This is a genomic window from Pseudomonas indica NBRC 103045, assembly GCF_002091635.1.
Lineage (GTDB): Bacteria > Pseudomonadota > Gammaproteobacteria > Pseudomonadales > Pseudomonadaceae > Pseudomonas_M > Pseudomonas_M indica.
In genome coordinates this window covers 23,185-45,272 of the sequence record NZ_BDAC01000021.1, presented here as the reverse complement: position 1 = coordinate 45,272, position 22,088 = coordinate 23,185, and the positions used below count along the sequence as shown (strand labels likewise).

At 66.5% G+C, this 22,088-nt stretch carries 15 protein-coding genes; 6 read left to right on the top strand and 9 right to left on the bottom strand.

The genetic code is table 11. The annotated features are described in order from the left end of the window. Positions 1–118: 118 nt before the first annotated feature. Positions 119–3,376 carry an exodeoxyribonuclease V subunit gamma gene (gene recC / locus PIN01S_RS20930; RefSeq protein ID WP_084338605.1) on the bottom strand — a complete coding sequence of 1,086 codons (3,258 nt, stop codon included), beginning with the start codon at positions 3,374–3,376 and terminating at the stop codon, positions 119–121. A gap of 226 nt (positions 3,377–3,602) precedes the next feature. Here recC and PIN01S_RS20925 point away from each other — a divergent pair, with 226 nt between their 5' ends. Further along, entirely contained in the window at positions 3,603–4,733 is a 1,131-nt protein-coding gene (locus PIN01S_RS20925; protein ID WP_084338603.1) for a PilT/PilU family type 4a pilus ATPase, read from the top strand. A 357-nt stretch (positions 4,734–5,090) separates the two neighbouring features. Beyond that, the gene (locus PIN01S_RS20920) at positions 5,091–6,800 is read left to right on the top strand and encodes a Na/Pi cotransporter family protein (protein WP_084338601.1); all 1,710 of its coding nucleotides are present in this window, start codon (positions 5,091–5,093) and stop codon (positions 6,798–6,800) included. Here the strand turns inward: PIN01S_RS20920 and PIN01S_RS20915 are convergent. Continuing rightward, entirely contained in the window at positions 6,748–9,297 is a 2,550-nt protein-coding gene (locus PIN01S_RS20915) for a TRAP transporter permease (protein WP_084338599.1), read from the bottom strand. The genes PIN01S_RS20920 and PIN01S_RS20915 overlap by 53 nt on opposite strands. A gap of 129 nt (positions 9,298–9,426) precedes the next feature. After that, entirely contained in the window at positions 9,427–10,398 is a 972-nt protein-coding gene (locus tag PIN01S_RS20910; protein ID WP_084338597.1) for a TAXI family TRAP transporter solute-binding subunit, read from the bottom strand. Positions 10,399–10,656: 258 nt separating this feature from the next. On the opposite strand from PIN01S_RS20910, the gene PIN01S_RS20905 reads away from it, so the two are divergent. After that, positions 10,657–11,037 (top strand): hypothetical protein, encoded by a 381-nt coding sequence (locus tag PIN01S_RS20905; protein ID WP_244505997.1) that lies wholly within the window; start codon positions 10,657–10,659, stop codon positions 11,035–11,037. Between the two features lie 141 nt (positions 11,038–11,178). Beyond that, the gene (locus PIN01S_RS20900; protein WP_084338595.1) at positions 11,179–13,425 is read left to right on the top strand and encodes a putative bifunctional diguanylate cyclase/phosphodiesterase; all 2,247 of its coding nucleotides are present in this window, start codon (positions 11,179–11,181) and stop codon (positions 13,423–13,425) included. 3 nt (positions 13,426–13,428) lie between these two features. Here PIN01S_RS20900 and PIN01S_RS20895 read toward each other — a convergent pair whose 3' ends face one another. The 5 genes from PIN01S_RS20895 to PIN01S_RS20875 form a co-directional block, all read right to left on the bottom strand. Next, a complete protein-coding gene (locus tag PIN01S_RS20895; RefSeq protein ID WP_084338593.1) occupies positions 13,429–14,655 on the bottom strand; it encodes a nucleoside recognition domain-containing protein in 1,227 nt (408 codons plus the stop codon). 262 nt (positions 14,656–14,917) lie between these two features. After that, positions 14,918–15,376, bottom strand: coding sequence for an inhibitor of vertebrate lysozyme family protein (locus PIN01S_RS20890; protein ID WP_084338591.1), 459 nt, complete (start codon positions 15,374–15,376; stop codon positions 14,918–14,920). A gap of 2 nt (positions 15,377–15,378) precedes the next feature. Then, the gene (locus PIN01S_RS20885; RefSeq protein ID WP_084338589.1) at positions 15,379–15,546 is read right to left on the bottom strand and encodes a DUF1328 domain-containing protein; all 168 of its coding nucleotides are present in this window, start codon (positions 15,544–15,546) and stop codon (positions 15,379–15,381) included. 210 nt (positions 15,547–15,756) lie between these two features. Next, positions 15,757–16,041, bottom strand: a complete 285-nt coding sequence (locus PIN01S_RS20880) for a hypothetical protein (protein WP_084338587.1) — start codon at positions 16,039–16,041, stop codon at positions 15,757–15,759. A gap of 225 nt (positions 16,042–16,266) precedes the next feature. After that, entirely contained in the window at positions 16,267–16,701 is a 435-nt protein-coding gene (locus tag PIN01S_RS20875) for a PA2169 family four-helix-bundle protein (RefSeq protein WP_084338585.1), read from the bottom strand. Between the two features lie 575 nt (positions 16,702–17,276). Between PIN01S_RS20875 and algB the strand changes: the two genes are divergently transcribed. After that, positions 17,277–18,623 carry a sigma-54-dependent response regulator transcription factor AlgB gene (algB, locus tag PIN01S_RS20870; protein ID WP_084338583.1) on the top strand — a complete coding sequence of 449 codons (1,347 nt, stop codon included), beginning with the start codon at positions 17,277–17,279 and terminating at the stop codon, positions 18,621–18,623. Then, the gene (locus PIN01S_RS20865) at positions 18,620–20,413 is read left to right on the top strand and encodes an ATP-binding protein (protein WP_084338581.1); all 1,794 of its coding nucleotides are present in this window, start codon (positions 18,620–18,622) and stop codon (positions 20,411–20,413) included. The genes algB and PIN01S_RS20865 overlap by 4 nt, the downstream gene beginning before the upstream one ends. 19 nt (positions 20,414–20,432) lie before the next feature. Here the strand turns inward: PIN01S_RS20865 and PIN01S_RS20860 are convergent, their stop codons facing one another. Continuing rightward, positions 20,433–22,037 carry an EAL domain-containing protein gene (locus PIN01S_RS20860; protein WP_084338579.1) on the bottom strand — a complete coding sequence of 535 codons (1,605 nt, stop codon included), beginning with the start codon at positions 22,035–22,037 and terminating at the stop codon, positions 20,433–20,435. Positions 22,038–22,088: the final 51 nt, after the last annotated feature.

Below are 22,088 nucleotides of genomic sequence, written 5' to 3'. Positions count from 1 at the left end.
GCTTTCGACAATCCTGGGCGTGGAGTGATCCGTCATGTACGACTCCCAAATAGCTTTCAAGCCCTTGTCCGGGGCTGCGTCATCCAGAAAATACGTAGTGTGCCTAAAGCAGCCGCATTTATCCTGCGTCCTCTCCACCTTGCTTCAGCGCATCCATCGCCGGCCCCAGCAGGGCTTCCGCCAACTGCTCGAAGCGCTGGCCGAGCGGGTCGGCGTCGCGGAAGGCGAGGGCGTACCAGGGGTCGCGGCATTCGCCGGCGGGACCGAAGTCGGTGCCCTCCCAGGCGGCGCGGGCGCGTTTGCGAGCGGTGTCCAAGGGCTCGCCGCGTCCTGGCTTGCGCAGGCCGTTGGCGAAGGCATGGCTGCTCTTGGTCAGCAGCGGCAACGGTTGGCATATGGCTTCGCGATAGGCGGCCAGCCAGGGCTCCAGCAGGGCGGCGGCGTCCGGCAGCGGGCCGAGTTGCCAGTCGCCGTCCGGGGAGAGCAGCAGACTCTCGCGGCGAATGCCGTCGCCGGCCGCGAGGTTGAGCAGCAGATGGCGTAGCCAGAAAGGCGCCAAGTCCCATTCGCCGAGGCGATTCAGGCGCCAGCCGAACAGCCCATGGGAGGTCACGCCATCGAGCCAGCCGTGGACGCGCACGCCGGCCAGGCGGACATCTACCAGCAACGGCTGCGGCGTCTCGTCCGGCCGTGCTTCGAAGAGGCGAGGCGCGAAGGCTCTCACCGGACCGCGCAGCTTGCCCCACAGCGCCTGGCCCAGCTCGCCGGTGGGCAGCCAGCCGGCGGCGCGGGCGACCCGGCGCTCCTCTTCCTCGGACCAGCCACGTTCCACGGCCTCCAGCGCCAGTTGGCGCAGGCCGCGCCAAGCTGGGCCTTCCAGGGCGAAGGGTTCATCGCCGGCCAATGCCTCCTCGGCATCGGGCAGGCGCAGGCCGAGACGTTGTTCGAGCAGGAAACGCGCCGGATGGCGGAAGCATTGCAGCAGCAGCGAGGGCTCCAGGGTCAGCCAATCGTCGTCCGGCTCGGGCAGGCGCACGGTGAAGGCTGCCGAAGCCGGCTGCGGCGGCGCGGCGAGACGCTGGGCGGCGCGGAACCAGGGGGCGGCGAAACCGGCGCGGCGACCGCCCTCGAAGTTGCCCGGCGCGAACGGTTGCAGCGGGTGGGCGACGGTCAGGCCGGCGCTGGCCTGCAGAGCCGAATCCGGCTGGACTGCCGTCAGGTCCACCGCTTCGAGGATTTCGCTGACCAGTACCGACGGCGGCAGCACGGCGTTGTCCCGTGGGTCGCGGCCGACATAGCTGAGGTAGAGCGCATCGCGGGCGCTGAGCAGGGTTTCCAGCAGCAGGTAGCGGTCGTCCAGTCGCCGCGCACGGTCGCCGCGCCGGGGGTGACGGGCGATCAAGTCGAAGCCGGCCGCCGGGGTGCGCCGGGGCAGGGCGCCGTCGTCCAGGCCGAGCAGGCAGACCAGGCGGAACGGCAGGCTGCGCATGGGCACCATGGTGCAGAAGGTCACCGCGCCGGTGAGGAAGCCACTGGCGCCGCTACCCTGCTCCAGCGCGGCGGCCAGTTGCTGGCGCACCAGCGCCAGCTCCAGCGGCCGCGCGATGCCGGCCGCCTCACCCTGTTCGCGCAGGGCGGCACAGGCCTTGGAGAGCAGCAGCAGGGTTTCGCCGGCGCTGCGTTCGTCGAACAGGGTGTCGATCAGTCCTTGCAGGGTCTCTGCCCAGTCTGCCAGCGGGCGCGGTCGGGCCAGGTCCTGTGCCAGCACGGCGAGACGCTGGACGAACCCGGCAAGCCGTCCGAGCAACTGCCCACGGGCGCCTTCCAGCGCATCCAGCGGCCAACTGTCGCCGAGCAGCGGGGCGGCATGGCCGGCCAGCCGTGGCGGCGCGGCGAAGCCCAGCAGCAGCCGGTCCAGGCCCTGGCGCCAGGTGAACGCAGCATCCGCCGGCAAGCCGAGACCGGCGCGGTGATCGGCGTCGCGGCCCCAGCGCACCCCGGCCTCGCGCAGCCAGTCGCGCAGCAGCGGCAGGTCTCCATCCTCGATGCCGGCGCGGATGGCGATGGCCGGTTGCTCCAGCCAGCCGAGGATGTCTTCGGCGGTGAAGCGGCTGTCCGGCAGGGCGAGCAGGTCGAGGAATGCCTCGATCAGCGGGATTTCCGCACGCAGGCTGCGGTCGGCGAGGCTGTAGGGAATGCGCGGCGCGCCTTCGCGGGAGGCGAACACCGCTTCGATGTAGGGCGCATAGCGCTCGATGTCGGGGGTCAGCACCACCACCTGGTCGGGCGTCAGGCCCGGGTCGGCGGCGAAGCGGGCGAGCAACTGGTCGTGGAGGATTTCCACCTCGCGCAGGGGCGAGTGGGCGATATGCACCTCCAGGGAGCGATCGCCCTCGCGCAATGCCAGGCGCTCTTCCGGGGTCCGGGTGCGCAGGCGCAGGATGTCGTTCTGCAAGGCGTGCAGCAGGCTGTCGTCACGCAGGTCGGCGTCTTCGGAATACAGGCCGGTCTCGTTGCCGCCTAGGGCGAACAGGCTGTCGAAAAAGTCGCGGCCCTGCTTGCCGAGGCTGGCGAGCAGCGGGTGGCCAACGTCCAGGTACCAGTCGTCCGGCCCCGTGCCGGCCGGTTGCCGGGCCAGCTCGCGGATGTCGCGGATGTCGCCCCAGGCCTCGCGGCAGGGGTTGAGCGCGCAGATCACCACGTCGATGTGCCGGGCCAGACCGTCCAGCACCCGCAGGTGGTGCGGCGGCAGGCTACTGATGCCGAACACCAGCAGGCGTTCGGGCAGACCGGGGATCGGCTCGCCCGTGTACAGGCGACGCAGCAGCTCTTCCAGCAGACGGGCGCGGTGCGGGTGGCCATCGGCGGTCAACTCGTGCCAGAGCAGAGCCTGCCAGCCCTCATCGGCGCCCAGGTCGAGGCGCTCGCCACGCTCCCAGGCGGCCAGCCAGTCGTCGCGATACAGCAGGTATTGATCGAAAACATCGGCGATCTTCGTCGCCAAAGATAGCCGTCGGCGCTCGTCACCGCCCTCCAGGTACTGCGCCAGACGCGGCACACGTTCGAGATTGGCCGGCTCGCACAGCCAGTCGTAGAGCCGCCAGGCGAGCGTCGCCGGGGCGAAGGCCGATTGCTCCGGTAACTGGCCGAGCACCTGCCGCGCCAGTTCCCAGACGAAGCGCGCCGGCAACTGCATCTCCACCTGCATGGCGATGCCCTGCTTGCGCGCCAGCTCCAGGGTCAGCCAACGGCCCATGCCCTGGCTCGGCACCACGACCTGGGCCGGCGCCAGCGGGTCGCGCTGCGGCTGGGCGAGCAGGGTGGTGGCCAGCTCGCCGAGGGTTTCCAGGTCAGGGGCGTGGTAGAGGTCGAGCATGGATGGTCCTGTGGGAATCCGACTAGGAGCCTGTCGGACTTGACCGTCCGTAGCATAGGACAGTGTTAAGTCCGACAGGCTCCTAGGGTAGCAAGCGACCCTCGTTCATCGCGAACGCCGTATGAACGCGAAACCGCAACGATAGCCAATTGATATTACGTCGACTGGCCGGCCGTTCCGATTTGCACTGTACTGAGAGAAGAGAGCATCTCGTAGAGCCGACACCATGGACCAGAGCCCCACCGGCGCCAGGCCGGACATCTTCCCGTACCTGTACCTGCTGCATCAGCGGGGCGGCTCGGACATGTTCCTCAGCGTCGGTGCGCCGCCGCACATCAAGCTGGAAGGGCGTACCCAGCCGGTCGCCGAACCGCCGCTGGTGCCGGGTTCCGTGCAGCACATGGCCTACCAGTTGATGACCCAGAAGCAGATCGTCGAGTTCGAACGCGACCTGGAAATGAACCTGGCGATCAGCCTGCCGAATTCCGGGCGGTTCCGGGTCAACGTCTACCTCCAGCGCGGCGAAGTGGCCATGGTGGTGCGCTTGGTGAAGAGCGAAATCCCGCGCATCGCCACCCTCGGCCTGCCGCCGATCCTCGAACGCCTGGCGTTGCTGGATCGCGGCCTGGTCCTGGTGGTCGGCGCGGCCGGCTCGGGCAAGTCCACCACCCTGGCGTCGATGCTCGACTACCGCAACAGCAATAAATCCGGGCATATCCTCTGCATCGAGGACCCCATCGAATTCATCCACCAGCACAAGCGCTCTGTGATCGACCAGCGCGAAGTCGGCCTCGACTGCCACAGCTTCGCCGATGCTCTGCGCAATGTGCTGCGCGAGGCGCCGGACGTGATCATGCTCGGCGAAGTGCGCGACCTCGACACCATGCAGCACGCCCTGCACTACGCCGAAACCGGCCACCTGTGCCTGGCGACCCTGCACGCCACCGGCAGCGTGCAGACACTGGAGCGGATCGTGCACTTCTTCCCAGAAGAGGCCCGCCGCCAGATCCTCGCCGACCTGGCGCAGAACCTGGTGGCGGTGATCGGCCAGCGCCTGGTGCCGGGCGTGGCGCAGAAGCGCGTGGCCGCGGTGGAACTGATGCTCGCCACCCCTTACATCCGCGACCTGATCCAGCGCGATCAATTCGACGACCTCCGCAGCGCCATCGCCCGCGCCGGCGAACAGGGCCTGCAGACCTTCGACCAACACCTCTATCAGCTCTACGAGAACGGCCGCATTTCCCTCGAAGAAGCCCTCCGGCACGCCGACTCGCGCACCGACCTGACCCTGCGGATCAAGCTGGAGCACGGCTTCGGCGCGAACGAGGCGGAGAAGAAAGTGTTGCGGGACAGCTAGCTCCGGGGCGCAGGCCGCGGACCCGCGAAATAAAGGCGTTCTGCCACTGGCAATCCGCTCCGCGCCCAACTAAAGCTCAATACAGAGCCGCAGAAAAATCGAACGCGGGCGTGGCGCGGCGAGTCTCTTTAGAAAGAACCCAGCGCCGCGAGCGTTCGTGAAAACGAGCGACCGTGGTCTTTTGCTCAACAGGTTCTGCACGAAAAGTAGCCGAGCGAAGGTCAGGCAAGGCAAAAACAGGCGAAGAAGCGGAATTTACGGTTGTAAATGAGCATTCTGAGCCTGTTTTTAACGCAGCATCACCGAGCGCAGGCACTTTTCGTCAGAAGCTAACAAGGCTGCCAGGGAGGCCGCATTATGCTCACCCTGCTCAACCTGCTGTCATCCATCGCCTTGCTGGTATGGGGAACCCATATCGTCCGCACGGGCATCCTGCGGGTCTACGGCTCGCAGTTGCGGCGCATGCTCAGCCACAGCCTGGACAACCGCTTGCTGGCGTTCTCCTCGGGGATCGGTGTCACCGCGCTGGTGCAGAGCAGCAATGCCACGGCGCTGCTGACCACCTCCTTCGTCGCCCAGGGCCTGATGGCGCTGGCGCCGGCCCTGGCGATCATGCTCGGCGCCGACGTCGGGACGGCGCTGATGGCGCGGGTGCTGACGCTAGACCTGTCGTGGCTGTCGCCGCTGCTGATCTTCCTCGGGGTGATCTTCTTCCTCTCGCGCAAGCAGACCCGCGCCGGTCAGCTCGGCCGGGTGGCCATCGGCCTGGGGCTGATCATCCTGGCGCTGGAGCTGATCGTCAGCTCCGCCACGCCGATCACCGAGTCGCGCGGCATCAAGGTGCTGTTCGCGTCGCTCACCGGCGATCTGCTGCTGGATGCGCTGGTCGGCGCGCTGTTCGCCCTGATCACTTATTCGAGTCTCGCTGCCGTGCTGCTCACCGCGACCTTGGCCGGCGCCGGGCTGATCAGCCTGCCGGTGGCCATCGGCCTGGTGATCGGCGCCAACATCGGTAGCGGCATCCTCGCCTTTCTCAACGCCAGCATGCAGAACGCCGCGGGCCGGCGGGTGGCGCTCGGCAGCCTGCTGTACAAGCTGCTCGGCCTGTTGCTGGTGATGCCGCTGCTCAGGCCGATGGTGGACTGGATGGACGGCCTGGCGCTGAGCCCACAAGGCATGGTGATCGGCTTCCATCTTGTCTACAACGGGCTGCGCTGCACGCTGTTGCTGCCCACCGTGGGGCCGATGGCGCGGCTGTGTACCTGGCTGCTGCCGGAGCGGCAAGTGGACAACGGTGTCGCCCGGCCGCGGCATCTGGACCGTAGCGCCCTGGGCACGCCGAGCCTGGCACTGGCCAACGCGGTGCGCGAAACCCTGCGCATCGGCGATCTGGTGGAGCAGATGCTGACCCATCTGCTGGAAGTGCTGCGCCATGGCGAGACAGCGCCGGGCAAGGAAATCCGCCGTCTGGACGATGACGTGGATGCGCTCTACAGCGCGGTGAAGCTGTACCTGGCACAGGTCCCACGGGACGAGCTGGGCGACCATGACAGCCGTCGCTGGGCGGAGATCATCGAGCTGGCGGTGAACCTGGAGCAGGCCGGGGACATCATCGAGCGGATGCTGGGCAAGTTGCAGAATCAGAAGACGGCCCAGCGCCATTCGTTCTCCGACAGCGGCCTGGAGGAGCTGTCCAGCCTGCATGCCCAGTTGATGAGCAACCTGCGCCTGGGGCTGTCGGTGTTCCTTTCCGGGGATCGCGAGAGCGCCCGCCGCCTGCTGCGGGAGAAACGCAGCTTCCGCGCCCGCGAACGGCGCCTGGCCCATGCCCATGTGCATCGCCTGCACCGGCAGGTGGTGCAGAGCATCGAGACCAGCTCCCTGCATCTGGAGCTGATCGCCGATATGAAGCGCTTGAATTCGCTGTTCTGCTCCAGCGCCTATGCGGTGCTGGAGGCAGGGGAAACCGGCGCGTTGCACGCCGGTGAGGATAACGATCCCGCCGAGGCGACGATCAGCCTTGCCGACGACGACGCTGTAGCCAGACCACCAGGCCGAACAGCATGAAGCCGGGAATCCACATCAGCTCCTTCGGCCAGCTTTCGGTGGGCGCCCGCACGCTGAGGATTTCCTGGTCGAACTCGAGGCCGGCCTCGGCGGCCGGGCTGCCGAAGGCAACCGTATCCACCAGGGTCTTGCCATCCTGCTCGTAGAGGGCGAGGCCGAGCTTTTCCAGGCGTTCCTGGCCGTTGGCGCCGTCGGGGATCGCCAGCAGCAACGAGAAGGTGCGCTGGTCGCCCACCGCGTCTTCGCCGCGGACACGCAGGCGCAACTGGCTGTCCGGCTCCACGTCGTCGAGGGCCTGGGCCAGCTCGGCGGGCGCGATGTCGCGGTAGGGGTCGTGCACGATGTCCATCCAGAAGCCCGGACGGAACAGGGTGAACGCCACCAGCAGCAACAGCACGTTCTCGTACCAGCGGCTGCGCACCAGGAAGAAGCCCTGGGTGCCGGCGGCGAAGATCAGCATGGCGACGGTCGCCACGGCGAAGATCAGCACGCCGTGCCAGAAATCCACGTCGATCAGCAGCAGGTCGGTGTTGAAGATGAACAGGAACGGCAGCGCCGCGGTACGCAGGCTGTAGTAGAAGGCGGTGACGCCGGTCTTGATCGGGTCGCCCTTGGACACGGCGGCGGCAGCGAACGAGGCGAGGCCCACCGGCGGCGTCACGTCGGCCATGATGCCGAAGTAGAAGACGAACAGGTGCACCGCGATCAGCGGCACGATCAGGCCGTTCTGCTGGCCGAGGGTCACCACCACCGGCGCCAGCAGGCTGGACACCACGATGTAGTTGGCGGTGGTCGGCAGGCCCATGCCGAGGATCAGGCTGAACACGGCGGTGAGCATCAGCATCAACAGCAGGTTGCCCATCGACAGCAGTTCGACCAGGTCGGCCAGCACCAGGCCGACGCCGGTCTGCGACACCGCACCGACGATGATGCCGGCCGCGGCGGTGGCGATGCCGATACCGATCATGTTGCGCGCGCCGGCGATCATGCCTTCGCGCAGGTCGATCACGCCGTCCATGAAGGTGCCGTGGTCGTGGCTGCCGTCATGGCGCATCCAGCTCAGCAGCGGACGCTGGGTGAGCAGGATGATCACCAGCATCACCGAGCCCCAGAAGGCCGACAGGCCGGGGGACAGGCGCTCCACCATCAGGCACCAGACCAGCACCACCACCGGCAGCAGGAAGTGCAGGCCGGAGAGCAGCACCGCGCGGGTTTCCGGCAGGGCATCGAGGGGCGCGTTCGGGTCTTCCGGCGGCAGCACCGGCACGCTGGCGGCGATTTTCAGCAGGCCCAGGTAGACCAACGCCAGCAGCACGCCGATGCCTTCCAGGGCGTACGGGCCGAGGGCCGGCTTGAGCCAGCCGAGGCCGTAGTAGACCGCCAGCGACAAGCCGGAAATCAGCGCCGCGCCGAAGGCGAAGCCGGTCAGGCGGCGCAGCCAGGTCTTCGGCTGCTGGTTGCCGATGGGCTGCAGGCCGAGCTTGAGCGACTCCAGGTGAACGATGTAGAGCAGCGCGATGTAGGAGATGGCCGCCGGCAGGAAGGCGTGCTTGATGATCTCCACATAGGGCATGCCGATGTACTCGACCATCAGGAATGCCGCGGCGCCCATCACCGGGGGCATGATCTGGCCGTTCACCGAGGAGGCCACTTCCACCGCGCCGGCCTTCTCCGAGGAGAAGCCGGTGCGTTTCATCATTGGGATGGTGAAGGTGCCGGTGGTGACCACGTTGGCGATCGACGAGCCGGAAATCATCCCGGTCAGGCCGGAGGACAGCACCGCCGCCTTGGCCGGGCCGCCGCGCAGGTGGCCGAGCAGGCTGAAGGCAAGCTGGATGAAGTAGTGGCCGGCGCCGGCCCGTTCGAGCAGGGCGCCGAACAGCACGAAGAGGAACACGAAGCTGGTGGACACGCCGAGGGCGATGCCGAACACGCCTTCGGTGGTGATCCACTGGTGGTTGGCCAGTGCGGTGAAGCTCACGCCGCGGTGGGCCAGCAATCCTGGCATGTACGGGCCGGCGACGCTGTAGACGAGGAAGACCAGGGCGATGACCGCCAGGGCCGGGCCGAGGGCGCGGCGGGTGGCTTCCAGCAGCAGCGGAATGCCGATGCAGGCGGTGATCAGGTCGAGGGTGGTCAGGTTGCCGGGCCGCTGCGCCAGTTGCTCGTAGGCCAGGAACAGATAGGCCGCCGCCGCGCAGGCCACCAGGCCGAGGGCGATGTCCAGCAGCGGCACGTAATTGCGCGGCGAGCGCTTGAAGGCCGGGTAGACGAGAAACGCCAGCAGCAAGGCGAACGCCAAGTGGATGGCACGGGTCTCGGTGTCGTTGAACACGCCGAAGCCGAACACGAACGGCAGCGGCGAGGCGATCCACAACTGGAACAGCGACCAGAGCAGCGCCAGGCCGGCGATGATCTGCGCCATCGGGGCCCCCGGAAGGCGCGCGCCGACGTCCTGGGCGATCAGTTCTTCGGTGGACAGTTGCTTGTCATGCATGGAAAAGGGACCTGCATTTTCGGCTGATCGGAACACGGCAGAACCCGCGGTCTCGCGACGCGCGGGTTCTGCCGGAGGGCGAATACGAAATGCCGCCCCGCCACGGCAAGCCGGGCAGGGCGCCAGGGCTTACAGCCAGCCCTTTTCCTTGTAGTAGCGCTGGGCGCCTTCATGCAGCGGGGCGGACAGGCCGACCTTGATCATGTCTTCGGCCTTCAGGTCCTTGAATGCCGGGTGCAGGCGCTGGAAGCGCTCGAGGTTGTCGAAGACCGACTTGACCAGTTGGTAGACCACTTCCGGGTCGGTCTTGGCGGAGGTGGAGAGCACCGCCTTGCCACCGATGGACGCGGTCGGCTGGTCGTTGCCCTTGTACACGCCGCCGGGGATCTCGGCCTTGGTGTAGTAGGACTTCTCGGCCAGCAGCTTGTCGATTTCCGGACCGGTGATCGGTACCAGCACGGCGTCGGTGGTGGTGGTGGCTTCCTGGATGGCGCCGTTCGGGTGGCCGACGAAGTAGGTCATGGCGTCAATGTTGTTGTCGCCCAGCGCGCTGGCCTGTTCGGCCGGCTTCAGCTCGGCGGCGAGGGCGAAGACGGACTTGTCCCAGCCCTTCACGCGCATGATTTCCTCGAGGGTGTCGCGCTGGCCGGAGCCAGGGTTGCCGACGTTGACGCGCTTGCCCTTGAGGTCGTCGAGGCCCTTGATGTTGGCGTCGCGACGGGCCAGCACGGTGAAGACTTCGCTCTGCAGGGAGAACACCGCGCGGATGTCTTCCATCGGACCTTCGGCCTTGAACGGTTCCAGGCCCTTCATGGCCTTGAACTGGTGGTCGGACTGCATGATGCCGAAGTTGAATTCGCCATTACGGATGCCGTTGACGTTGGCCACGCCGCCGCCGCTGGCCGGCGCGTTGCACTTGATGCCGTGGTCGGCGGAGCCGCGATTGAGGAAACGGCAGATGGACTGTCCGGCGACGTAGTAGACGCCGGTCTGGCCGCCGGTGCCGATGGTGACGAACTTGTCCTGTGCCTGTACCGTGCCGCCCAGCGTGGTGCCCGCCAGGGCCGCCGTCAGGGCCCATGCCAAGGATTTGCCTTTCATGGGTTTGCTCCTTCTTCTGTTTGTTGGATTCAGCCGACCCTCGTGGGGGCAACCGAAGGAGGCGACTTTATACCGGATTGTCCGAAACGGGGCGTATGCCGAACGCGCATGCCCCATGCCGAATACGGTGCATCTTCTTCGATTCCGGTGGGCCGCCCGCTCTATTGCGGTCCTGGCCGGACCGCGTCCCGCTCAAAGCTTAGTCCACCTTGGGCGGCGCAAAGTGCGCCAGTCGAATGGAAAAACCGTGCCGCAGCCATGACCGACGTCAATATCGGCATGGCGCTATCCACTAAAGTGCAATGGCCATCCGCCACCCTCTGGCCGACCATGCCTCCAGCCACAGCCTGCCTGCTGATCGCCAGCGGCGACCGGGACCTCGCGAATCGACTGCGCCAGCACCTGGCCGCGGCGGACCTGCCCTGCGACGTCCTGGCGGAAAGCGCCGACTGCCATGAGGCGCCGCTGTGCCGCTGGCTGCGGGCCGATCCGGTGAGCGAGCCGGCCCGCCTGAGGGCGGCGCTGGTGGATGCCGTCGGCGTGCTCGAACGCACCCGTCACGCCTTCAAGTCGCGCGAACTGGGCGAGCTGCGGCGACGCCTGGAGGCGCTGCTGGAGGCATCGGCCGGACGGGATTGAACGAAGGTTCCGCACAAGCGGGAACCGGCTTTGCCGGGCAGGACATAAGGGCCTGCAAGACAGAGCGCCCTGCGCCCAGCCGGAACGGCTGCCGCGCACGGCGCTTTTTTCATGCCTGGAATTCGGGGAGTGCCAGTAGGGATGGATGATCGGCTTCGCGGGTTGCTCAGACGGATCGGGCTGGACAGGGCGGAAGTCGCCGAACGCTGCCGCTTCCTGGACTGGCGGACCGAGGACGCGGAACGCCTGGGGGCGATGGCCGAGGCCATGGAGCCGGCCCATGGCGCCTTCGTCGACAGCCTTTACCAGCACCTCGGCCGTTTCGAGGCGCCGCTGGCGATCCTCGGCGGCGAAGAGGTGGTCACCCGTCTCAAGCACAGCCAGCTCGGCTATTACCGGCGTCTGTGGCTCGGCCCCTACGACCGCGACTACGTGGCCGACCGCCTGAACGTCGGCCTGATCCACCAGCGTGTGGGCGTCGAGCCCAAGTGGTACCTGGGCGCCTACCGGCTCTATCTGGACCATATGCTCGTCCGGCTGCTGGGCGAGCATCCGGCCGCCGCCACCTGTGCCAGCCTGCTGAAGGTGGTGTTCTTCGACATGACCCTGGCCATCGACACCTACATCGCCGCCCAGCGCCAGGCCCTGGAAGACAGCGAAGCACGTTTCGCCCGCGCCCTGCGCGGTGCCAACGACGGCCTCTGGGACTGGGACATCGAGACCGACCGCCTGTACCTCTCGGAGCGCTGGACCGGCATGCTCGGCCTTCCGGCGGACAGCCTGAGCGCCAACAGCGCCGCCTGGCTCGAACGCGTCCACCCGGAGGACCTGCCCGCACTGCGCGATGCCATCGCCGCCCATCTGCGCGGTGAAACCGCTTCGCTGCACCACGAATACCGCATCCGCCGGCACGACGGCGACTATGCCTGGGTGCTGGTGCGCGGCGTGGCCGAGGCGAGCGTACCCGGCTCCGCCGAAACCGGCCGCCGGATGGCCGGCTCGCAGACCGACATCAGCCAGCGCAAGGCCGCCGAAGAGCAACTGCGCCACGCCGCCCGTCACGATCCGCTCACCGGGCTGGCCAACCGCACGCGCCTGGGCGAACTGCTGCAGCAGGCCCTGCACCGCCTGAACCGGCCCGGCGCACGCCAGGCGGCGCTGCTGTTCGTCGATCTCGACCGCTTCAAGCTGATCAACGACAGCCTGGGCCACGCCACGGGCGACCGGGTCCTGATCGAAGTGGCGAAACGGCTGAGCGCCTGCCTGCGCCCCGGCGATCACCTGGTCCGTTTCGGCGGCGATGAGTTCGTCGCCCTGCTCGACGACCTCGCCCACCAGAGCGACGCCGAGCGCGTCGCCCAACGCATGCTGGAAAGCCTGCACCAGCCGCTGCATCTGGACGAGCGGGTGCTGGTAGTCAGCGCCAGTATCGGCATCGCCCCGCTGCGCGAGACGGACGGCGCGCTGGATGCCCTGCAAGCCGCCGACCTCGCCCTGTACCGGGCAAAAGCGGCGGGCAAGGCGCAATTCGCCCGCTACAGCGACGAGTTGCAGGGCATGGCGCAGCGCCAACTGGAACTGGAGAGCGCGCTGGCCCAGGCGCTGGGCAAGGCCGAGTTCGAGCTGCACTACCAGCCGATCTGCCGCCTGGACCAGGACCAGCCCTACCTGCAGGCCGTGGAAGCGCTGTTGCGCTGGCGCCAGGACGGGCGCCTGGTTTCGCCCTTGGAGTTCATCCCGGTGCTGGAGGAGTCCGGCGAGATCGTCCGCGTCGGCGACTGGGTACTGCGGCAGGCCTGTCGGCAGACCCGCGCCTGGCAGCTCGCCGGGCAGGACCGGCTGCGCTGCTCGGTGAACCTGTCCAGCCGCCAGTTGCGGCAACCCGACTTCGCCGCACGGCTCGCCGATATCCTGCTGGACAGCGGCCTCGCCCCGGGCAGCCTGGTGCTGGAGATCACCGAGAGCCTGCTGATGCAGGACAGCGCGGAAACCCTCTCCAGCCTGCGCGAGCTGGCCAGCCTGGGTGTGCGCCTGGCCCTGGACGACTTCGGCACCGGCTACTGCTCCCTCGGCTACCTGACCCGCTTTCCGCTGCACATCCTGAAGGTGGACAAGAGCTTCATCGGCGGCGCCCCGCACGATCCGGAAATGACTGCGATCAGCCGCGCCATCATCGGCCTCGGCGCCAGCCTGGGCCTGGAGGTGGTGGCCGAAGGCGTGGAAACCGAGGCCCACCTGGCGTTCCTGGCCGCCGAAGGCTGCCGTTATGCCCAGGGCTACTGGTTCGGCCGGCCGAAGCCGCCGCAGGAATTGCAGCGGCTGTTCAGCGGCGAGGATTGCTTCGATGGGCACTGGTGCCTGCTGCCGGAGCCCAGCGGCATGGTCTGAAGGTCAGCCAAAGAACCAGTAGCAGATAGCGATCGCCGCCAGCACCCCGGCGACATCCGCGATCAAGGCGCAGCCCACCGCATGACGGGCGCGCTGGATGCCGACCGCGCCGAAGTACACGGCCAGCACGTAGAAGGTGGTTTCGGTGCTGCCCTGGATGGTCGCCGCCACCAGCGCCGGGAAGCTGTCCACGCCCTGGCTCTGCATGGTCTCGATCAGCATGGCGCGCGCCGCGCTGCCGGAGAACGGCTTGACCAGCGCGGTCGGCAGCGCATCGACGAAGCGGGTGTCCCAGCCGAACCACTCGACCAGCGCCCGAACGCCATCGAGGCCGTAGTCCAGGGCGCCGGAAGCCCGCAACACGCCAATCGCGCAGAGCATGGCGACGAGGTAGGGCAGCAGGTTGCGGGCGACATCGAAGCCTTCCTTGGCGCCTTCGACGAAGCTCTCGTAGACCGGCACCTTGCGCAGGGCGCCGACCAGCAGGAAGGCCAGGATCAGGCCGAACAGGGTCAGGTTGCCGAGCAGGCTGGACAGTTCCTTCAGGGCCGTGGCGGACAGGGTGCTGAGCAGGGCCATGAAGGCGCCGAGCAGCAGGGCGCCGGGAACCAGGTAGCCCAGCACCACCGGGTCCCACAGCCGCAGCCGCTGGACGATGGCCACGCTGACCAGGCCGGCCAGGGTGGAAGCGCTGGTGGCGAGCAGGATCGGCAGGAAGACCAGGGTGGGATCGTCGGCGCCCTGCTGGACGCGGTACATGAAGATCGACACCGGCAGCAGCGTCAACGAAGAGGCATTGAGCACGAGGAACAGGATCTGCGCATTACTCGCCACCGTCTGGCTCGGATTCAGGTCCTGCAAGGCGCGCATCGCCTTGAGGCCGATCGGCGTGGCGGCGTTGTCCAGCCCCAGGCCGTTGGCGGCGAAGTTCAGAGTGATCAGGCCCAGGGCCGGGTGCCCGCGCGGCACCTCGGGCATCAGGCGGGCGAACAGCGGGCCGAGCAGGCGGGCCAGCAGGTCCACCAAGCCGGCTTTCTCGGCGATGCGCAGAAACCCCAGCCAGAGGGTCAGCGTGCCGAACAGCACCACCATCAGCTCGACGGAGACCTTGGCCATGGCGAACAGGCTTTCCACCAACGCCGCCCAGACCGTGGGGTCCCCACCGATCCAGCGCACCAGCGCGGCCAACGCCGCCACCAGGAAGAAGCCGAGCCACAGGCCGTTGAGCATGATGATCCCCCGAAAACCGTGCGGAGGATGATAGCGGCCCGGCGACGCAACGGTCACCCACCGTGCCGGCGTGCGGGTTCAGAAGGAGGGAAGCAGATTGCTACGCACTGCCCACCGGGGCGCGAGACCTGTCGCGGCCCCGGTAGCAGCGCTCGCCAGACCCGGCCCGTCGGACGGAGGTACTCCCTGTACCCCTAGGTCGCTTCGAACCTGACGCATTCAAAGCAACCCGGCCCCTTGGTCTACCCCTTGTCGGGGGATATCAATGCCAATCCGGATCGGCCCTCAACTGCTCGTCGAGAAGCCTTTTCTGCTCTTCGTCCGGCTCGCCCAGCCAGCGGAAGCTGGCATGCCGGCTGGGCGCCTTGTCCGCAGGCATGCCCTGCGGTACCTGGACGTAGAGCGCGTAAACCTTGTCCTTGTCCCAGCTGAACGCGACGTAGAGCCGCTGATGGAAGCAATCCTGCTCATCGCAGAGCCGGCCAACCAGGTACTTGCCGTCCTTGCTTTCCACTGCCTTCATCGGCGATCCCTTGCCGGTCAGGTTCATGACCCATTCCGGCAGCCGGAGTTCGTCCTCGACCAGCTCCTGCCAGGTCTCGCGGTATTCCTCGTCCGTCAGCACCTCGTTGAGGCGGAACTCGGCATCCGTGTCGGCAGCGTGGGCAACCGCGCTGGCGCTCAGCAATAGAGCGGCCAGCAGCGCTTGCGGCCGTTTCACTCTCAACGTGGCCCCCTCATGCGGCCAAAGATGAACGACGCGACGAACAGCACCAGGAACAGCACGAACAGGATCTTCGCGATGCCGGTGGCTGTACCTGCTATACCACCGAAGCCGAGTACCCCGGCGATGATGGCAATGATCAGAAAGGTAATAGCCCAGCTCAACATGGTGATTCTCCTCTCGGGTTGGTGAAGGAAACCGTACGGTTTCCCCGGGCACGCCAATGTGCCCGCCCCGTCAGGCGGAACCGAAGCTCCACCGACGGCCACCGGGACCGGAGTGCCGGTGCCCGGCCTGTTCCGAAGCGGTTCGCGGGCGAACCTTTTCAGAACATCCTTGCGTGCCGATCCTGGGAAGGATGGCGCTCATCTCTGACATCAGAACACCCAGCTCTGTCGGCGGGGCAGCTCGCTCCAGGCTTGCGTCTGGGGCTCGCGCTCCAGAACCGGTACCGCATGCTGGATGCCCGATGTCTGCGACCGCAGTTGCGATTGCAGAATCTGCAGCTGCTGCTGGATCTGCGGCTGAAGCAGGGGCTGTGGGTTCCGGCTTTCCTGAAAACGCTCCGTCACCGTCCCGAAACTGCCCTGGATCAGCAGCACTGCCAGTCCAGCAATAACGCTCTTGAGCAATAGACCTTCATTGGATTGGCGTTGTTTCATCCTGAATCTCCTCCCAGCCATATGGGACTCCGGCCAAGGCCGCATAAAAGGCAGATAGTGTTTGCTGCATCGCTTATGCCAATCACGGCTAATGCTTTTCCGGAATAAGATCAATGACTTATGTATCGTTAGCCAAGTAACTTCCAGGCAATTTGCACGATTGAATATTTTTCGATCTTGCAAATTGCACGAATAAAAGCCTGGAACATCCCTATTCCAGGAAGCTCATCCAAGGCTCTGTTTCAGGCTGCGCATGCGGTCATGGCAGGCACGGACCTTGGGCATTTCCACGGAAAGCAGGGCGCGCACGTCGGGCTCGGCGCTCTCGAGCGCATCTTCGAACGCATGGACGATGCGATCCTCCGCGGCTTCCAACTGGGCGATGTAGGCGCCGTTCTCGTCTTTCGCCAAGGTCGCGCGCGTATCGGCATAGACTTCGCGCAGCTTGCCTAGCGCGGTACCGCCCTGCGCCGGTTGTTCATGATTCGCCGCGACTTTCACCGCCAAGGCCTGGATCACCTCGGTCTTCGCCTGGGCCATGTCGCGGAACAGGCTTTGCAGCCGGGTGTCCTTCACTTCCTCGATGGCATGCTGGTAGAAACGCTCGCCATCACGGGTGATCTCGATCAGCTCGTTCAATTGCGCTGTGGTTCGGGTCATGGCTGTTTCTCCTGAAGGGTTATCAAAGGTCCCGGCACCGGTGGGTCCTGCACCGGGCGTTCCCTTGCCGCTCCCGTGCACTGTCGGCCAGGGCGTCCCGGTACAGCCTCGGTACATCGAATCCCGCTCGCCGTGCCGATTGCATCGAACGGCGGGCCCCTCGCCATGGCTTGCGGGACGAAGCCGCACGACAGGCCGTCAGGTAACGGGTGCACAGGTCGGCTTCTCGATTGGCAAACACACAGGCCCGGTCGTTCGTCGAGCCGGCGGCCGTCTGTGCTGCTGCGGCGATGCGATCGGTGGGCTTGCGTGGGTCTGCCATGAAAAGGTCCTTCGAGCAGTCTGCAACCTGGGTTTCTGTCTCTTCCTTCGCAAGCCCTGTGCCAGCTTCAAAAAGACGCAATTTCAATGACTTAGGATTTCCAGCAGACACAGAGGCCATGCACGATGCAGGATTGAGCGGAAACTGTCGTGCAACTTGCACGGACTTCCCGTTGACTAATAATCCTGTCCTACAAGACCCCGCCTCGCTGAAGGTATCGGGGCTGACACATGCCGTTTTAGGGAGAAGTCTTATGGAGTCGATGTTGGAAACCGGCGGGCGCATCCTGCTCGTGGACGATGAAGCGGCAATTCTTCGGACCTTCCGCTACTGCCTGGAAGACCAGGGCTACAGCGTGTCCACCGCCAGCAGTGCGGCACAGGCCGAAGCGCTGTTGCAGCGCCAGGTCTTCGATCTCTGTTTTCTCGATCTGCGCCTCGGGGCCGACAACGGCCTGGATGTGTTGCAGCAAATGCGCAACCTGGCGCCCTGGATGCGGGTGGTCATCATCACCGCCCATTCCGCGGTGAACACCGCGGTGGACGCCATGCAGGCCGGCGCCGCGGATTACCTGGTCAAGCCGTGCAGCCCGGACCAACTGCGCCTGGCGGCCGCCAAGCAACTGGAGATGCGCCAGCTGGCGGCGCGCCTGGAGGCCCTGGAAGGCGAGCTGCATCGCCCCAGCGATACCCTCAACTCCAACAGTCCGGCCATGATGGCGGTGCTGGAGACCGCCCGCCAGGTCGCGGTTACCGATGCCAACATTCTCATCCTCGGCGAGTCGGGCTCGGGCAAGGGCGAGCTGGCACGCGCCATCCATGGCTGGAGCCGCCGCGCCAAGAAGGCCTTCATGACCATCAACTGCCCGTCGCTGTCGGCCGAGCTGATGGAAAGCGAACTGTTCGGCCACAGCCGCGGCGCCTTCACCGGCGCCACCGAAAGCACCCTGGGCCGGGTCAACCAGGCCGACGGCGGCACCCTGTTCCTCGACGAGATCGGCGACTTCCCGCTGACGCTGCAGCCCAAGCTGCTGCGCTTCATCCAGGACAAGGAATACGAGCGGGTCGGCGATCCGGTCACCCGTCGCGCCGACGTGCGCATTCTCGCAGCGACCAACCGCAACCTGGAGGAAATGGTCAGCCAGGGACGCTTCCGCGAGGACCTGCTTTACCGCCTCAATGTGATCACGCTGAACCTGCCGCCGCTGCGGGAAAGGCCGGAAGACATCGTGGCCCTGGCCGAACGCTTTCTCGCCTACTTCGTCAAAACCTATTCGAGGCCCGCACGGGGGTTCAGCGAGCGGGCGCTGGAAGCGCTCGGCAGCTATCGCTGGCCGGGCAACGTGCGCGAGCTGCGCAACGTGATCGAACGCGCCTGCATCATCTGTCCACAGGAGTGGCTGGAGGTCAGCCACCTCGGGCTCGCCGAGCAGCCCAGCAACAATGCGCCACGGGTGGGTGAATCCATGAGCCTGGAAGAACTGGAGAAAGCCCATATCGCGGCAGTCATCGCCACCAGCGAGACCCTCGAGCAGGCGGCGAAAGTGCTCGGCATCGATGCCTCTACGCTGTACCGCAAACGCAAGCAGTACGGCCTATGAACAGACACCTGCCGGTCAAGCTGCGTACCCGACTGTTCCTCAGTATTTCAGCCCTGATGACGGTAGCCCTCCTGGGGCTCATCCTCGGCCTGACCGGGGTGGTACAGATGGCCAACTCGCAGAAGGAGCTGATCAACCAGAACTACGGGACGATCAAGAATGGCATCCAGTTGCGCCAGGCCTTCACCGACCAGTTGGTGATCCTGCTCAACGAGCATCCGGACTTCGATGCGTTGCACGAGGCCCAGCGCGAATTCCAGGACTACCTGAGCGTGGCCTTGGAGGAATCGCGCAACGACTCACGCTACAACCATTACCAGGCGGTAGCGGCCAACTACGCGAAGTTGCTGGAAGTACTCGACCAGCCGCCCCAGCGACGCCGGGAGATTCTCGACGACGCCGCGTTCGCAGAGGCGATCAGCTCGTTGCAGCGCAGCCTGATCGACGTGCAGCAGCAGAGCATCGACAACGTACTGGTCATGGAGGCGCATTCGCGGGAACGCGCCTTGCTGGTCGCGGGTCTGCTCGGCATCGTCGGGGTCGCCGTGCTGCTGATCGGCTTCGTCACCGCTCACAGCTTCGCACGTCGCTTCAGCGCGCCCATCGAACAGCTCGCCCATGCGGCGGATGAGATCGGCCAGGGCAATTTCCAGATCACCCTGCCGATCGCCCCCGAAGCTGAGCTGTCGTCGTTCATCCGTCGCTTCGGCCTGATGGCCGAGGCCCTGAGCCTGTTCAAGCAGACCAACGTCGAGGCCCTGAGCAGTGGCCAGCGGCGCTTGCAAGCGGTGCTCGACAGCATCGACGACGGCCTGCTGATCATCGACCGCCAGGGCCGCCTGGAACACGCCAACCCGGTGGCCCAGCGCCAGCTCGGCTGGACCTCGGAGCACATCGGCCAATCCCTCGGCGCGGCCCTGGACCATGCCGAACTGGACGAAGCCGTGCAGCAAGTGCTGAACAACCAGCCGCTGGAAAAACCATTGCAGGATCTGGAAATCCAGGTGGATGGCGACACCCGCCTGCTGAACTGGCGGCTCAGCACCGTCGGCCACGACGACGGCCGCGTAATGGGTGCGGTGATGGTGCTGCGCGACGTCACCGAACAGCGTGCCTTCGAGCGGGTGCGCAACGAATTCGTGCTGCGCGCCTCCCACGAGCTGCGCACGCCGGTCACCGGCATGCACATGGCCTTCGCCCTGCTCCGCGAACGGCTGCGCTTCTCGCCGGAGGCGCGGGAAAGCGAACTGCTGCGGACCGTGGACGAGGAAATGCACCGGCTGGTCCGGCTGATCAACGACCTGCTGAACTTCTCGCGCTACCAGAGCGGCCAGCAGAAACTCGAACTGTCGCCCTGCGACGTCGGCGAACTGCTCGAGCGCACACGCCTGCGTTTCGCCGCCCAGGCCGCCGAACACGACATCAACCTCCAGGTGGAGCTGCAGTCGCCGCTGCCGCGCCTGCTGGCCGACCACCTGCAACTGGAGCGGGCGCTGGACAACCTGGTTGGCAACGCACTACGGCACACACCCAACGGCGGGCAAATCTGCCTGCAGGCGCGTCGCCATGGCGATCGGCTGATCATCAGCGTCGAAGATACCGGCGAGGGCATCCCCTACAGCCAGCAGGCCCGCATCTTCGAGCCGTTCGTTCAGATCGGCACCAAGAAGGGCGGCACCGGCCTGGGGCTGGCGCTGTGCAAGGAAATCGCACAACTGCACGGCGGAAGGCTCGGCGTTCACTCACGCCTCGGCCAGGGCACCATCTTCTACCTCGCCCTGCCGGTCTAGGGCCTGTCTGCGACGGGCTCTACGCCGCGCGAATCACCGGAATATCCTGCTCCACCAATGTCCGCAGCTTGTCCGCCGTCAGCGGCTGGGCGAACAGCCAACCCTGGCCGTAGTGGGCGCCTTCGCTGCCGAGCAGGCGTGCCTGGGCTTCCTGCTCGATGCCCTCGGCGATCACCTTCAGCTTGAGCGCATGGGCCATGCGGATGATGTGCGGCGCCACACCGCTGCTGGCAGCGTCGTGGCCGAGGGCATCGACGAAAGATTTGTCGATCTTCAGGTAGTCCACCGGCAGGTTCTGCAGGTGCGCCAGACTGCAATAACCGGTACCGAAATCGTCGATCAGCACCCGGTGGCCGTTCGCCCGCAGCGCCATCAACTGGCCGCGCGCCGCCTCGATGTCGGTGAGCCCGCGCTCGGAAATCTCGAAGGCGATCTGCGAGGCCGGCACCCGGTATTGCGCCAGCAGGCTCGCCGCGACCTGGCCGATGCGCGGCTCGGTGACGTCGCAAGCTGCCAGGTTGACCGAGATGTACAGGTGCGGATTCTGTTGCAGCAGGTCGCCGAGGTCTTCCAGCACCTGCTCCAGCACGTAGTCGGTGATGTCGCGAATCTGCCCGGTCGCCTCGGCCAGGGGCACGAACAGGTCCGGCGTGGCCAGCGTGCCATCCGGGCGCATCCAGCGCACCAGCGCCTCGGCGCCGACGCAGCGGCGGCTGGCGAGGTCGAAGATGGGCTGGTAGCGCACCCGCAGCTCGCGGCGGTGCAGGGCACCTTCCAGCTCGCCGCTGAGGGACTGGCGGTGACGGACCAGTTGCAGCACCAGTGCACCGATCAGCAGAGCCAGGATCAGGCTGCCGGGCACCAGCATGCGCCAGCCGTCGCGCACCTTCTGCATCAGATCGTCGCGCGGAACGGCCAGCACCAGATCGTACTGGGGAATCCGGCTCGGCATGCGGTAGATCAGTTGCCCCTCGGTGAGCACCAGGGCGTCGTCGTCCTTCGGCGGCCAGCCCTCGACGGGCGGCCAGTAATGTTCGGGGCCGAGAATCGGCAGCGGCGCACCGCCGGCCTTGGGCACGAACAGCAGGCTGCCACCTTCGGGCAGGTCGACCACGTCGGCGAAATGCCCGCGCGACACGGAAACGCGGAAGTAGCCACGCCCCACTACCAGGGCCGCCAGGTCATCGTTGACCTGGGAGGCCGTGTTCAGCCAGTAGCGGTAGGCTTCATCCTGGATATCCGCCGGCCGCTCGGCGCCCAGCGAACTCTGCCGGGGCCAGGACGAACAACGCTGCCGGCCGCCGACGAAGGCCGCTTCGTAGATGAAGCGATGCTTGAAGGCGACCTGCCGCAGGGTTTCGACCATGGCGATGTCGCAGCCGCGCAACGGTTGCGCCTCCAACTGGTCCAGCCCCTGGCGCAACTGGCCGAAGACTTGCTCCAGACGCTGGAGGAAGCGTTCGCCGCGGGCATTCATCTGCTCGCTCTCCACCATCCTCGCCTGCTGCGCCGCGAGTGTGAGACTCCCCAACAGAAGCACCGCGGCGCTCAACAGGACCGCCAGCAGGGCCATCGGCCAGGGGTGATAGAAAGCTCGGCGCAAACGCGCTATCGGGTGCGACATACTCGGCTTCCCAACGTCGTTGACCTTTTTCAGGTATAGCGCAAGGCGCAC